Annotated in this window: 10 protein-coding genes; 6 read left to right on the top strand and 4 right to left on the bottom strand. The window is 21.4% G+C overall.

Translation table 11 applies throughout. The features are described 5' to 3' along the window. Positions 1 to 692 precede the first annotated feature (692 nt). Together mfd and EAO23_RS00950 are read left to right on the top strand one after the other, a co-directional pair. The gene (gene mfd / locus EAO23_RS00955) at positions 693 to 2,714 is read left to right on the top strand and encodes a transcription-repair coupling factor (protein WP_158349072.1); all 2,022 of its coding nucleotides are present in this window, start codon (positions 693 to 695) and stop codon (positions 2,712 to 2,714) included. Positions 2,715 to 2,881: 167 nt separating this feature from the next. Continuing rightward, positions 2,882 to 3,877: a beta-propeller fold lactonase family protein gene (locus EAO23_RS00950; protein ID WP_158349071.1), complete on the top strand. Its 996-nt coding sequence runs from the start codon at positions 2,882 to 2,884 to the stop codon at positions 3,875 to 3,877. A gap of 354 nt (positions 3,878 to 4,231) precedes the next feature. Here the strand turns inward: EAO23_RS00950 and glyA are convergent, their stop codons facing one another. The 3 genes from glyA to rlmN all read right to left on the bottom strand — a co-directional run bounded on the left by glyA (position 4,232) and on the right by rlmN (position 8,060). Then, complete coding sequence (gene glyA, locus EAO23_RS00945) at positions 4,232 to 5,482, bottom strand: serine hydroxymethyltransferase (protein WP_158349070.1); 1,251 nt, start codon at positions 5,480 to 5,482, stop codon at positions 4,232 to 4,234. Positions 5,483 to 5,594: 112 nt separating this feature from the next. Beyond that, on the bottom strand, positions 5,595 to 6,872 hold the full coding sequence (gene hisS, locus EAO23_RS00940) for a histidine--tRNA ligase (protein WP_158349069.1): 1,278 nt from the start codon (positions 6,870 to 6,872) through the stop codon (positions 5,595 to 5,597). Between the two features lie 99 nt (positions 6,873 to 6,971). Continuing rightward, positions 6,972 to 8,060 (bottom strand): 23S rRNA (adenine(2503)-C(2))-methyltransferase RlmN, encoded by a 1,089-nt coding sequence (gene rlmN / locus EAO23_RS00935; protein WP_158349068.1) that lies wholly within the window; start codon positions 8,058 to 8,060, stop codon positions 6,972 to 6,974. A gap of 179 nt (positions 8,061 to 8,239) precedes the next feature. Here rlmN and EAO23_RS00930 point away from each other — a divergent pair, with 179 nt between their 5' ends. Beyond that, entirely contained in the window at positions 8,240 to 9,037 is a 798-nt protein-coding gene (locus EAO23_RS00930) for an inositol monophosphatase family protein (protein ID WP_158349067.1), read from the top strand. 288 nt (positions 9,038 to 9,325) lie between these two features. On the opposite strand, the gene EAO23_RS00925 is transcribed toward EAO23_RS00930, so the two are convergent. Next, positions 9,326 to 10,078, bottom strand: coding sequence for a pseudouridine synthase (locus EAO23_RS00925; protein ID WP_158349066.1), 753 nt, complete (start codon positions 10,076 to 10,078; stop codon positions 9,326 to 9,328). Positions 10,079 to 10,917: 839 nt separating this feature from the next. Between EAO23_RS00925 and trpD the strand changes: the two genes are divergently transcribed. From trpD to trpB, 3 genes are read left to right on the top strand one after another with little or no spacing between them, the layout of a single operon-like run. Continuing rightward, positions 10,918 to 11,928, top strand: coding sequence for an anthranilate phosphoribosyltransferase (gene trpD, locus EAO23_RS00920; protein WP_158349065.1), 1,011 nt, complete (start codon positions 10,918 to 10,920; stop codon positions 11,926 to 11,928). A gap of 6 nt (positions 11,929 to 11,934) precedes the next feature. Continuing rightward, positions 11,935 to 13,302, top strand: a complete 1,368-nt coding sequence (gene trpCF / locus EAO23_RS00915) for a bifunctional indole-3-glycerol-phosphate synthase TrpC/phosphoribosylanthranilate isomerase TrpF (protein WP_158349064.1) — start codon at positions 11,935 to 11,937, stop codon at positions 13,300 to 13,302. Positions 13,303 to 13,346: 44 nt separating this feature from the next. Then, complete coding sequence (gene trpB / locus EAO23_RS00910) at positions 13,347 to 14,534, top strand: tryptophan synthase subunit beta (protein WP_158349063.1); 1,188 nt, start codon at positions 13,347 to 13,349, stop codon at positions 14,532 to 14,534. The last annotated feature ends 2 nt before the right edge of the window (positions 14,535 to 14,536 follow it).

The following is a 14,536-nucleotide window of genomic DNA, read 5'->3' as shown; positions in this document are numbered from 1 at the left end:
AATTTAAAGATTAATAAAAATTATTATCTTGATACTGAGTTTTTATTTTAATATTTTATATCATGATATAATAAAAGTATAATAATTTATATAATAAAAATTATAAAATTTAATCTCTTTAAATAAAATATTTTTAAGATACATAAAAATATGCGTAAACAATATATTTATCATCTAATAAAATTCAGTAAATAATTACTTAAATTAAAATAATTTTTGATAACTATACTCTAATTATTTTTTTAAATAAAATGTAAAAATTTTTAAAAAATAATATTTTTATTTATTTATGTATACATTATAAATTAATATTTTAATGTTAAATATTATCAATAATATAACAGAGATTATAATTATTTAAAATTTTTATAACATTTAATATGTATATTTTCAAAAGATAAGAATTTTTAAAAAATTATTATAAATATTATTTCAATTTTTAAAAATAGTTATTAATGATATTAACAGAATTTTATCTATATAAAATTTAAATTAAAAATATAAATATACTATATGGAATTTTTAATTTTTATTTAATAAAATAGTAAGTTAATTACGTATAATTTAATAAAAATAATTATTATTATTTCTTTATTTTTACTATATCTGGAAAATATACATTCAATGAAAAAAAAAATAATAAAATATATTGAAAAAAATAAAATACAAGCACTTTTTCGAAAAAAAAAAAAATATTTAAAAAAAATCAATTAGTTGTTCATGTTCAATATGGAATTGGAAAATATATTGGGTTAAATTCATTAAAAAAAAATAACATAATTGCAGATTATTTTGTTATCCAATATGCTAATAAAGCAAAGTTATATGTTCCAGTTACTTCACTCCATTTAATTAGTATATATAATCGTATAAAAATTTCTAAAATTTCTTTAGATACTTTAGGAAATAAAAAATGGTTAAAGGAATGTCAAAAAATAAAAAAAAATATGTGTGATTTAGCAGTTCAATTAATTGATATCAATTCTCATCGATCTTTACAAAAAGGTTTTTCTTTTAAAAAAGATTCTTTAAAATATAAAAATTTTTGTAAAAATTGTTCATATAAATTGACAGATGATCAAAAAAAATCTATTCAAGAAATTATAATAGATATGAAAAGTTCTATTCCTATGGATCGTTTATTATGTGGTGATGTTGGTTTTGGAAAAACAGAAGTAGCAATGAGAGCTGTATTTATTGCTTTAAATAACAATAAACAAGTTGCAGTTCTTGTTCCAACAACAATTTTAGCTCAACAACACCATGAAACTTTTAAAAATCGATTTTCTAAATATATTTATAATATTGATATATATTCACGTTTTACGAAAAAAAAACATGAATTATCTATTCAAAAAAAAATAAAAAATGGATTAATACATATTTTAATTGGAACTCATAAAATTTTATCAAAACATTTGGTATGGAATAATTTAGGATTACTGATTATTGACGAAGAACATCGTTTTGGAGTACGTCACAAAGAAAAAATTAAAGAATTATATCTTAATATTGATATTTTAACATTAACTGCTACACCAATTCCAAGAACTCTTAATATGTCTTATTTAGGAATACGTGATATATCAATTATATCAACCCCTCCTAAAAAGCGCTTAAAAATAAAAACTTTTGTTCATTTTTTTTGTTCTAAAGTTATAAGAAAAGTTATTTTATCAGAGTTAAAAAGAAACGGGCAAGTATATTATGTTTACAATTCTATAAAGAATATAGAAGAAAAAAAAGAATATTTATCTAAACTAATACCAGAAGCTCGTATTAAAATCAGTCACGGAAAAATGAATAGAAATGATTTATATAAAATTATGTATGATTTTTGCCATAAAAAATTTGATATTTTAGTATGTACTACAATTATAGATACTGGAATTAATATTAGTAACGTTAATACAATGATTATAGAAAATGCTGATAAATTTGGACTGTCACAATTACATCAATTACGTGGACGAATAGGTCGTTCTAGTCGACAGGCATATGCTTTTTTTTTAATATCACATACAAAAAAAATTAAAGAAAAATCGAAAAAAAGATTAAATCTCATAAAATCATTTAGCAATTTAGGTTCTGGGTTTACCTTATCAACCTATGACTCAGAAATTAGAGGAGTTGGTGAATTACTAGGAAAAAATCAAAGTGGACATATTAATACTTTAGGAATTGAATTATATAAAAAATTTTTAAATATAGCAATTAAAAGATTGTTAGAAAATAAAGATATAACCTCAATGGATCAGTTAAATAATAATATTAGAGAGGTTAAACTCAAACTAAACGTATCTACAGTTTTACCAGAAAATTATATTTCAGATATCAATGTACGACTAAATTTTTATAGAGAAATCGCATGTACAAAAAAAAACAAAAAATTAAAGAAAATTAAAAATAAAATGTTTTTTTTATTTGGTCAATTACCGAGATATACAAAAAATTTATTTTTATTAGCTCAAATAAAGATTTTTTCAAAAAAAATTGGAATAAAAAAAATTCAATATTATTCAGATAAAGTTTGTATATCTTTTTTTAAAGATAATGTCTTAAATGTTTCTTGGTTGTATAAAAAAATTATTAAACATCCAAAAGTTTGGAAGGTATTAAAATATAAAATATATATATATAAAAAATTTTTAAATGATACATTTTTACTAAAATGGATAAAAAAGTTTATAAAATCTATTATTAATCATAAATAATTAATCTCATATAGAATATTATATTTATTTTTAAATTCAAATATGTTTTGTAGTATGTAATTCATATTTCTTCAATTAACACCTATGATTCTTATTATTTGAGTAATAAAATGAAAAATTTTTTATAATAGTTTATTCGAAGTAAAGTAATTTATACAGGATGAAATATGAAAAATAATATCTTTATTTCTTGTTCTAAAGGAAAAAAAGTTGAATATTGGATTTTAAAAAAAAAAAATATGTTACTAAATAAACAAGTTATTGATACAAATGGATTTCCTCAGCCATTAGCTTACTGTAAAGATAATTGCTTATTATATATTGGAGAAAATTTTCCTCATAAGATCCTTATATATAAAATGTTTCCCGATTATAGATTAAAAAAAATACAAGAAACTAGTATGTTTAACACATCTAATTACATTTCTTTAAATCACAATAAAAAAATATTACTTTGTGCATCTTTTCATGGAAATGGATTTAGTATTTATTTGTTAAATAAGTCTGGATTAATTAAAAAAAATATTTATTTTTTTCAAAATATTAAAGGATGTCATTTTATAAAAATGCATTATAAATATAATTTAATTTTTGTTTCAGCTTTAAAGGAAGACAAAATATATATTTTTGATATAAATTTAGATTTTAAAAAAAAAATTAATATTTCTTTAAAAAACATCATCCAAACAAAAAAAAATAGTGGTCCTAGGCATATTTCGTTTCATCCATCAAATAATTTTTTATACTCTATTAATGAGTTTGAGGGAACAATTAATGTATGGATAATTAATCATATAAAATCACAATTATTGTTCCTACAATCTATCTCATTAATTGTTAAACCTTATAAAAAAACTCCGTGGTCTTCAGATATTCATATTCATTCAAACGGACTTTATTTATATGCTTGTGATCGCGCAAACAATATTATTTCACTTTTTACAATTAATATTGAAACAGGTTTTTTATTTTATATACATACTTATCAAACTGTTCTACAGCCCCGTTCTTTTTATATTAGTAAAAATGGAAAGTTATTAATAGTAGTTGGAGAAATCTCTAATTCTATGAATATATATAATATTAATTTAAAAAATGGTTATTTAGTTTTAAAAAAAAAAAAATTATTAGGAATAAATCCTTTATGGATTTTAATTAAATAAGTTTATTATAAAAAATGTCAATATCGTTATGGTAAATATTATTTATTATTCATTATATTAAATAATTCAATATGAGTTATTTATTAAATAGCAATTTAATTTTTATAAAACCAATATTTTTTATTTAATATTAATGAATAAATTTATATATCTTAAAATAAGAAAATATTTAGAATAAATATATAAAAATAATCACAAAATTATTATTTTAATAATATAAAAAATATTTAATGTATGTTATAGATTATAAAATAATATTATTTATATATAATTTTTCTAAAGAATAAAAATATATATAAAAATTATGTTTTACATAAATCTTTTAATATTTTTGATAAATTATTTAAAAAAATTTTAAAGATGATATATTGGATGTTTTTTACATATTTTCTTAATATTTGTTCGTATATTATTTATTTGAATTTTATCGTTTGGATTATTCAAGATATCACATATCCAATGTGTTATCTTGATAACATCATCTTTTTTAATTTTTCGTCTTACAATAGCAGGTGTTCCAATTCGAATACCAGATGTGATAAATGGTTTTTGTGGATCATTAGGAATAGTATTTTTATTTACTATAATATTTGCACTTGCTAGTATATTGCTAGCCTTTTTTCCTGTAATTTGATTTTGAGATAGATCAATTAAAAATAAATGATTATCTGTTTTCCCAGAAATAACGGAAAATTTGCGTTTAAGAAAAATTTCAACCATAATTTTTGAAAAATTTAAAATTTTTTTTTGTAATAATAAAAATTTTGGATTCAATGCTTCTTTAAAAGCAATTGCTTTAGCTGCAATTACATGCATTAAAGGACCTCCTTGACTTCCCGGAAATACTGCTGAATCAAGTTTTTTATACAAACTTTTATCTTGACTGCAAGAAATTATCAAACCTCCTCTTGGACCTCCTAACGTTTTATGTGTTGTTGTACTGACAACATGTGCATATTTTAATGGATTAGGATATAATCCTGCAATAATTAATCCAGCAACATGCGAGATATCTACAAAAAAATAAGCATTTACTTGATCTGCAATTTTTCTCATATATTTCCAGTCACATATACCCGAGTATGCCGAAAATCCACCAATAATTACTTTAGGACGATATAAATATGCTAAGTGTTTAAAATTTTGATAGTCTATTTCACCAGATTTATTTAAACCATATGAATATGATTTATAAATTTTTCCTGAAAAATTTATAGGAGAACCGTGAGTTAAATGCCCTCCATGACTTAAATTCATACCTAATATGACATCATTATTTTTTAATAGCGCTTGAAAAACAGCAAAATTAGCTTGAGAACCCGAATGAGGTTGAACATTAGCATAATTAACATTAAATAATTTTTTAGCTCTACGAATGGCTATTTTTTCAATCTCATCGATAACTTCGCATCCATTATAAAAACGATTTGAAATATAACCTTCAGCATATTTATTAGTTAAGCAGGACCCCTGAGCTTCTAATACTGAATTACTAGCATAGTTTTCTGAAGCAATAAAATTAATACATGACTCTTGTCTAATTTTTTCTTTTTCAATTAAATTCCATATTTTAAAATCATTTTTTTTCATAATTTGAAATGTCATATAACTTATATCCTTGACAAAATATTAATAATTTTGAGCATTAAAAATGCTATAAAAATAATTACGTGATTCATAATCATGAATTTAATATTATTTCTGTATTTATAGAATATTATTTTTTAAATATACATGGATTTTGAAAAATTCTATTCAATGGAATATACGTTTCTTTATGAAACATGTTTTTAATTAAAATTTTATTCATATTTAATGCTCTTGAACTAAAAACTAGTAAAAATTTTGATTTTATATTTTTAGAAAATTTAGTATAATTTTTTTTCTTAACTACCTGTAAACAAGTATTAATTTTTAAATCTGGCCAAGTAAGACGTAGTTTTTCTGATACATTAATAGCTAACATTAAATATGCTACTTCTACTACTAGGACGTTAATATCAATTGTTAAATAATTAAAATAAAATGTATCAACTGATTTTTTAATAATTAATAATCTTTCTATTCCAATAGCAAACCCCATTGCAGAATTTTTTTTTCCTCCTAAATATTCTATTAAATTATCATAACGACCTCCGGAACAAACTGCATGATTAGATCCTAAATTATCTTTTGATTTCCATTCAAATACAGTATCATTATAATAATCTAATCCTCGAACTAATTGATGATTTATAATAAAATCTATCTTTGAAGAATTTAATAAATTACATAATTGTTCAAAACGAGTATATGATGATTTACTGAGATAATTATTTAATTTTGGAGCTAATTTTAATAACTTAACAATATTTTGATTTTTACTATCTAAAATACGAATAGGGTTCCTAGATAATAAGTTTTTTTCATGTTTTGTTAAATGAATTATATGCTTTTGAAAAAATTTTTTTAAAACTAATGAAAAATTTTTTCTATCTTTTAAAGTTCCGATTGAATTAATTTCTAATTTTACATTAGATAATAAATTTAAATTTTTTAAAATATTTACTGTTAAAATAATAATTTCATAATCTACTACTATATCATTGCAACCAAAGTATTCTACTCCTAATTGATAAAATTGTCTAAAACGTCCTTTTTGAGGTCTTTCGTATCTAAACATAGGTCCATGATACCATAATTTTTGAACCTGAGATTGATAAAACATATTATTTTGTATGCATGCACGTATACAACTAACAGTTCCTTCTGGTCGTAAAGAAATTGTTTTTTTCTTTTTGTCATAAAAATTATACATCTCTTTATTAATAATATCTGTGTTTTTTCCAATAGCTTTTTTAAATAAACCAGTTTCTTCAACAACTGGAAAACGAATTTCAAAATATGCATGATGATGTAAAATATTTTTTATATATTCTTCTATTGAATGAGAATAAGTCGCTTCAACAGGAAGAAAATCATGCATACCTCTAATTGATCGATATACGGTACCCATATAATTTTAAAACCTTTTTAGTATCTTTGTTAATTATTTTGATTTTAAAAAACTTATTAAATAATAAAATCCTTAAAAATTAATTGTTTTTATTACATCTTATTTTATTTTCCCAATCAATTGCCCGCAAGCTGCATCAATGTCAGACCCTCTATTCTTTCTAATAGTTACAGTATAACCATTACTTTTTAAATAGTTAAAAAAAATAATAATTCTAGTGTAATTACTGCATTTATAGAAAGAGTTTTTAATAGGATTCCATGGAATTAGATTAATTTTACATGAGATATCTTTTAATAAATTGATTAATTCTTTAGCATGCTTTAATTGATCATTAATATTTAATAACATTACATATTCTATTGTAACAATACTCTTATTGGCTTTAGAGTAAAGTAAATAATTTTTTACAGATGAAAGCAGTGAATTAATATTATAAATTTTATTGATAGGCATAATCATATTACGTATTATATCATTAGGTGCATGTAAAGATATAGCTAGCGAAATATCAATTTTACCTGCAATTTTATTTATTGCCGGAACAATACCTGAAGTTGATAAAGTGACTTTATTTTTAGAAAAATTAAAACTATGACTATTTAAAATAATATCTACTGCAATTAAAACATTTTTTAAATTTAATAATGGCTCACCCATTCCCATCATAACAATATTTTTTATTTTCGGGAGAGCTGGATTTTTAAATTGATATTCACGTATTTTATTGATAGCAAACCATATTTGACCAATAATTTCTGAAACCAATAAATTTCGTTTATATCCTAAACTACCAGTAGCGCAAAAACTACATTTGAGCATGCAACCAACTTGAGAAGAGATACATAAAGTTGCTCGTTTTTTTTCAGGAATATATATTGTTTCAATAAAATCAGAACCAAATAAAAAATTCCATTTTATTGTACCATCAATAGATTTTTGTTTTTTTATACATTCCGGTAAATTAATATTAGCTGTTTTTTCTAGCTTTTTCTTTAACTTATTACTTAAGTTACTCATTTTACTAAATTTTGTATTATATTTTTTATAAATCCAATTCATAACTTGTATAGCTCTAAATTTTTTTTCTCCTAAAGTTAACATAAAATTAATCATTTGAGTTAAATTAAAATCTAATAGATTAACCTTTTTTTCATTAATAATCTTTGATTTTTTTTTTTTTAACATATTTTCCCTGATTTTTATATCTGATATTTTTATGTTACATAAAAATGAAATAAAATTTTTAAATTTATTAAAAATGAGTATAATAACATTTTTATACATATAAATATTATTATGAAATAATTAGTTTATCTGCTTAATAAAATTTAAAATACACTAATTTTAACTGAGATCATTATTATATGAATCCTATATTAAATATCGCTATTCGAGCTATTCGAGTAGGTGGAAAGATTATTACCCAATACTATGATTCAAAAAATATAGCTAATAATTTAGAAAAAAAAAAAATTAAAAATTATTTAAATCAAATACAAAAAAAAACTTTTATTGCAATATTTTCTATTATACACAAATCATACCCAGAACATTCTATTATAAATAATTTTTCTAAAAAAAAAAATTATCCTAATAAAAATAAGTGGTTAATTAATCCATTAAACGGAAAAATTAATTTTATTCAAAAAATTCCTCATTTTTGTTTATCAATTTTATTTCAAGAAAAAAATAAAACATATTTATCAGTTATTTATGATCCTATTAAAAATGATTTATTTACAGCTATTAAGGGTCAAGGGGCTCAATTAAATGGTTTTCGTACAAGATGTTGTGAATATAATCAATATATTCATAATACAATTATTACTATTTATTTAACAGGTAAAAATAAAAGAAAAACATATTTATATATGTTATTTTTAAAAAAAATACTTCAAGAAAAATTATTTTTAAGACAAACTGGATGTTTAATTCTAGATTTAGCATACTTATCTTCTGGAAAAATAAGTGCTTATATTGGATTTAATATAAAATACTCATATATTATTTTTGGAGAGTTGCAAATAAGAGAATCTGGAGCCTTAATAACAGATTTTACAGGTGGGCATAACTATATTGAAAATAAAGTAATGTTAATTGGACACTCTAACATTTTAAAATTTATTTTAAAAAAAACACGTGATATTAACTTAAAATCTTAATAAATGTATTGTTATACAATAACTGAATCGTTTCTGATTTTTTTATCAACTAGTGTATGACATTAAAATATATTATTTTTAAATATATAATATATAAGTATATTGTTTTATTAATATCAACATATATTATTTATTAATAATATTTATCTTCATTATTAAAGATAGAGGGAAAATTCTGATATTATTTTTTTAATTAATTTTTGTACAAATAGATGTTTATTAAACATGTAATTTATAAATTAAGTTCAAAGGTATTTGTTGATATTAGTTTTATAAATTATCTATTATTTAGTAAATATATTTATTATAGTATAAGTTAACTGAATAAAAAACATTTTTTATATATTGAGAGTTTAACTTTAATAAATTTCCAGTTTTAAGAGATTGAGGTAATTTTATTATTCCATAACTAATACGAATAAGTCTGCTAACTAAAATTCCTACATATTTCCATAACAAACGTATCTCTTTGTTTTTACCTTGAAATAAAGATACTTTAAACCATTTATTTTTATTTTTTCCATACATATAAATAATATCATGAAATTTAGAAATGGAATTATTTATTTTAATTCCTTTCTTTAAAGTAAAAATCATTTTTTTTGATATTATTCCAAATACTCGAACTAGATATTCTCTCTTAATATTATAACTAGGATGCATTAATCTGTAAGCTAGTTCACCAAAATTGGTGAATAGTAGTAAACCTGAAGTATTTATATCTAATCTTCCAACGCTAATCCAATTAGAATTAATTAATTTAGGTAATTTATTAAAAACAGTAGTCCTATTCAGTGGATCATTTTTAGTACATATTTCTCCAATAGGTTTATGATATAAAATAATTTTAATTGTATCCTGTTTTAAAGGTATTTTTTTTTTATCGACATATACACACTGAATTTCTTTTTTTAAAAAAAGTTCTCCAGGTTGAACTAATTTTTTATTAATTTTAATTAAACCTTGACAGATTTTTTTTTCAATATTACGACGTGATCCCAATCCATAATTAGATAATATTTTTTGAATTCTTTCTTTCATTAAAAATCCTCAAAATCTATATAATTAATTAAATGTTATTTTATAGATTATATCTAATAAACTGATTTTTCAGAAAATTATTATTAAAACTGAGTTAATAGTATATAATTCATAAAAACTAATATTCAATAAAATTTTTTATAAAAATACATTTTTTTCAATAACTCTTCTTTAATTAAAGATTATTTTTATTATTTTATTGATAAATGCGCTACTAATAAATTTATTCATAAAAAACAACAGTAGCTTATATCTGAAAGAATTGATATATATTAAATATTTTTATAATAAAAAATTCTAAAAAATATAAACATAGTATTAAAAAATTTTAAAAAATAAAATGAAATAAATATTCAAATAGTAAATAAAATAAATAAAAATTAAAAAAGAATCTAATGAAAAAAATTTCTATAATAACTAAAAAATAATTACATTTTTTTAATAATAATATGAATTATAATAGAAAGTTAAAAAATAATCAATATCATTATTGTTTAATCCAATTACTACTAAATAATCAAAATTAAAAAATTAGAAATACAAAAGAATTTTTTATATAATTCATATATTTTATTAAATAAAAGATTTTTCTAAAAAATTTTAGATAAATAAAATTCAAAATTTTTTCTAATTGATATTTATTTATTTTGATAATTAACTTTATAAAATGAAAAAATTTTAATTAAAAATTAATAAAATATTCAAAATATTTATAAAATATTATTCATTATGTATTATAATTATGTTATATAATCTTTTTAAAATAAAATAAATTACATATAATAATTACTAATATCTGATAATAAAAATTATTCTATAACTGGATGTATAAATAAATAATGAAAAATTTTTTGAAAAAAATTTATAACGGATCATATTTAAGTGAATTAGAAAGTTATAACTTGTTTAATAATATTTTTAATAAAAAATTTAATGACATACAAGTATCTTCTATACTTTCTATTTTATCTTCTCGAAATGAAAAATATGAAGAAGTAATGGGCGTATACAAAGCAATTAAAAAAAATAGTAAATATTTCCCTAAAATAGATTATAATATATCAGATATTGTAGGAACTGGGGGGGATCAAAAAAATAGCTTTAATATTTCTACTGTAAGTTCTTTAGTTGCTGCATCATATGGAATTAAAATTGCAAAAATATGTAATTTTAGTGCTTCTAGTCATACAGGATCTGCTGATCTTCTAAAAAAACTTAAAATAAATATAAATATTTCAGCAAAACAATCTAAGTATATTTTAGATAAATGTAATGTTTGTTTTTTATTAGCTAATTCTTATTATAAAATTTTTAAAGACCTTTCGAAAATACGAGCTTTATTAAAGATAAAAACAATTTTTAATATATTAGGTCCATTATTAAATCCAGCTCAACCAAATCATATATTAATCGGGGTATATAAACCTGAATTGATGTCTTTATATGAAAGAGCGTTATATCAATTAAAATATAAAAAATATATGATTATTCATAGCGGGGGAATTGATGAAGCAACTCTATATGATAAAACAAATGTTGTTGAAGTAAAAAATAATAATATTCTTAAATATACACTATTTCCTAAAGATTTTGGTTTAAAAAAACAACCCAGAGACTGTATTCTTTATAAAAATCCAACTGAAAATTATTTAGAAACTATAAAACTGTTTCAAGGAAAAGGGGAACCGGTATATACTCAAACAATTGCCATTAATGTAGCGTTATTAATGAAATTATTAGGGAATAATGATATATCTAAAAATACATTAAATATTATTAATTTTATTAAAACAGGAAAAGTATATCCTTTTGTTCTTAAATTATCTCAATTATACAAAAAATTTAATTAAAATACCATGAAAAAAGATATACTATCTAAAATATTAAGTAGCACCTATCAATGGATTGAATATAAAAAAAATAACATTCCATTAAATTACTTTAAGAATAAAATTATCAAATCAAATAATTGTTTCGAGAATGCATTAAAAAAAAAACCTGCATTTATTTTAGAATGTAAAAAATCATCTCCTTTAAACGGAATTATTAGAAAAAATTATAATATTTCTCAAATAATTAGTATTTATAATAAATATGCTGATGTAATTTCTGTTATTACTGAAGAAAAATATTTTCATGGAAATTTTCAATATTTATTGCAGGCTCGAAAACAAACAAAAAAACCGTTATTGTGTAAAGATTTTTTTATTGATCCGTATCAAGTATATTATGCTCGTTATCATCAAGCAGATGCTATTTTATTAATGCTATCTATTTTAGATGATGATACTTATAGAAAATTATCTGATGTTGCTAAAAGCATGAATTTAGGTATTTTAACGGAAGTGCATACCTTAGAAGAATTAAAACGAGCATTATATTTAAATGCTACTGTTATTGGAATTAACAATAGAAATTTAAATAATTTGTCTGTAAGTATAAAAAATACGGAAATAATAGCACCTTTAATTCCAAGAAATAAAATTATTATCTGTGAATCCGGTATTCAAAGTTATCAAGAGATTCGAAAATTAAGTAAAATAGTTCATGGTTTTTTAATTGGAACATATTTAATGCGTTCTAAAGATTTAGAGTTACGGGTTCGTAAAATCATATATGGTGATAATAAAATTTGTGGTTTAACAGATAAAAATAGTGCAAAATCTGCAAAAAAATATGGCTGTATATATGGAGGTTTAATTTTTGTTTCTCATTCTCTTCGTAATGTTACAGACTTACAAGCTGAAAAAATTATAACTAATTCTTCATTAAACTATGTTGGTGTATTTTGTAATTCTAATTATAAATATATTTTAACTAAAGTAAAAAAATTTAATTTATATGCAGTTCAGCTTCATGGATTAGAAGATAGAACATTTATTAAAAGATTAAGAAAATACCTTCCAGAAAATGTTCGTATTTGGAAATCTATATCAGTCAATAAAGATACTGTTATTAAAAAAAATAAATATATTGATCGCTATGTTTTAGATAATGAATCAGGTGGAACTGGAAAAATGTTTGACTGGAATTTAACTAAAAAATTCAATGTATCTAATATGATGTTAGCTGGAGGATTAACTTTGCATAATACTTTTTTAGCATCTACACTAGGTTTTAAAGGATTAGATTTTAATTCTGGATTAGAGAAATCTCCAGGTTTAAAAGATTCAAAAAAAATTAAATCAATTTTTGAAATATTACGATTTTATTTAAAAAAATAAAAATTATTTTTAAAAAATTAAAAAAATATTATAAATATAAAAATATGACAATATTAAATTCTTATTTTGGAGAGTTTGGTGGAATGTACGTCCCCCAAATTTTAATTCCAGCACTATGTGAATTAGAAAAAATTTTTGTTGAAACACAGTATGATAAAAGTTTTAAAAAAAAATTAAATTATTTACTACATTACTATGCAGGTAGACCAACTCCGTTAACGTTATGTAAAAATATTACAAGAAACACAAAAACTCGAATTTATTTAAAAAGAGAAGATTTATTACATGGAGGGGCTCACAAAACAAATCAGGTACTCGGGCAAGCTTTATTAGCTAAACGCATGAATAAAAAATTTATAATAGCAGAAACGGGGGCAGGACAACATGGTGTAGCATCTGCTATTGCTTGTGCATTACTTAATTTAAAATGTCGTATATACATGGGGGAAAAAGATATTAAACGGCAGTCGCCTAATGTTTTAAGAATGAAGTTGTTAGGAGCTGAAGTCATTACAGTTAAATCTGGATCGGGTACACTCAAAGATGCTTGTAATGCAGCTTTACAAGATTGGTCTAATAGCTATTCTAATTCTCATTACATGATTGGAACAGCTGCTGGACCACACCCCTACCCTACTATTGTAAAAGAATATCAAAAAATCATTGGGCATGAATCAAAAAAACAAATTTTGTTACAAAATAAAGATTTGCCAGATTTTGTTATTGCTTGTGTTGGAGGGGGATCTAATGCAATAGGAATTTTTTCTTCTTTTATTAAAAAAAAGTCAGTAAAATTAATTGGTGTAGAACCAGCCGGGATGGGATTGCATACAAATCAACATGGATCTCCTATTCATTCTGGAAAATTAGGAATTTATTTTGGAATGAAATCATATCTTATGCAAGATAATGATGGACAAATTAAACCATCGTGGTCTCTTTCTGCCGGTTTGGATTTTCCATCAGTTGGCCCCGAACATGCCTGGTTACATTATAAAAAAAGAGTAAAATATGTATCAATTACTGATCAAGAAGCCGTAGATGCATTTTTAAAATTATCTAAATTTGAAGGCATTATACCAGCTTTAGAGTCGTCTCATGCAATAGCATATGCTATTAAATTAATGCGCCGTCAACCTAATAAAAAACAAACAATTATTATTAATCTATCCGGCCGCGGTGATAAAGATCTAGCAACTATTAATAATCAAATTAATAAAAAACATGAGTAACC

Origin of the sequence: Buchnera aphidicola (Cinara strobi) (genome assembly GCF_900560745.1) — a bacterium.
Lineage (GTDB): Bacteria > Pseudomonadota > Gammaproteobacteria > Enterobacterales > Enterobacteriaceae > Buchnera_F > Buchnera_F aphidicola_AJ.
This window is presented reverse-complemented; position numbering and strand designations above follow the sequence as displayed.

What these genes read in the sequence shown, in the direction of transcription:
- EAO23_RS00950 (WP_158349071.1), top strand. Translation starts at nt 2,882, where the DNA reads ATGAAAAATAATATCTTTATTTCTTGTTCTAAAGGAAAAAAAGTTGAA.
- glyA (WP_158349070.1), bottom strand. Translation starts at nt 5,482, where the DNA reads ATGACATTTCAAATTATGAAAAAAAATGATTTTAAAATATGGAATTTA.
- hisS (WP_158349069.1), bottom strand. Translation starts at nt 6,872, where the DNA reads ATGGGTACCGTATATCGATCAATTAGAGGTATGCATGATTTTCTTCCT.
- rlmN (WP_158349068.1), bottom strand. Translation starts at nt 8,060, where the DNA reads ATGTTAAAAAAAAAAAAATCAAAGATTATTAATGAAAAAAAGGTTAAT.
- EAO23_RS00930 (WP_158349067.1), top strand. Translation starts at nt 8,240, where the DNA reads ATGAATCCTATATTAAATATCGCTATTCGAGCTATTCGAGTAGGTGGA.
- EAO23_RS00925 (WP_158349066.1), bottom strand. Translation starts at nt 10,078, where the DNA reads ATGAAAGAAAGAATTCAAAAAATATTATCTAATTATGGATTGGGATCA.
- trpD (WP_158349065.1), top strand. Translation starts at nt 10,918, where the DNA reads ATGAAAAATTTTTTGAAAAAAATTTATAACGGATCATATTTAAGTGAA.
- trpCF (WP_158349064.1), top strand. Translation starts at nt 11,935, where the DNA reads ATGAAAAAAGATATACTATCTAAAATATTAAGTAGCACCTATCAATGG.
- trpB (WP_158349063.1), top strand. Translation starts at nt 13,347, where the DNA reads ATGACAATATTAAATTCTTATTTTGGAGAGTTTGGTGGAATGTACGTC.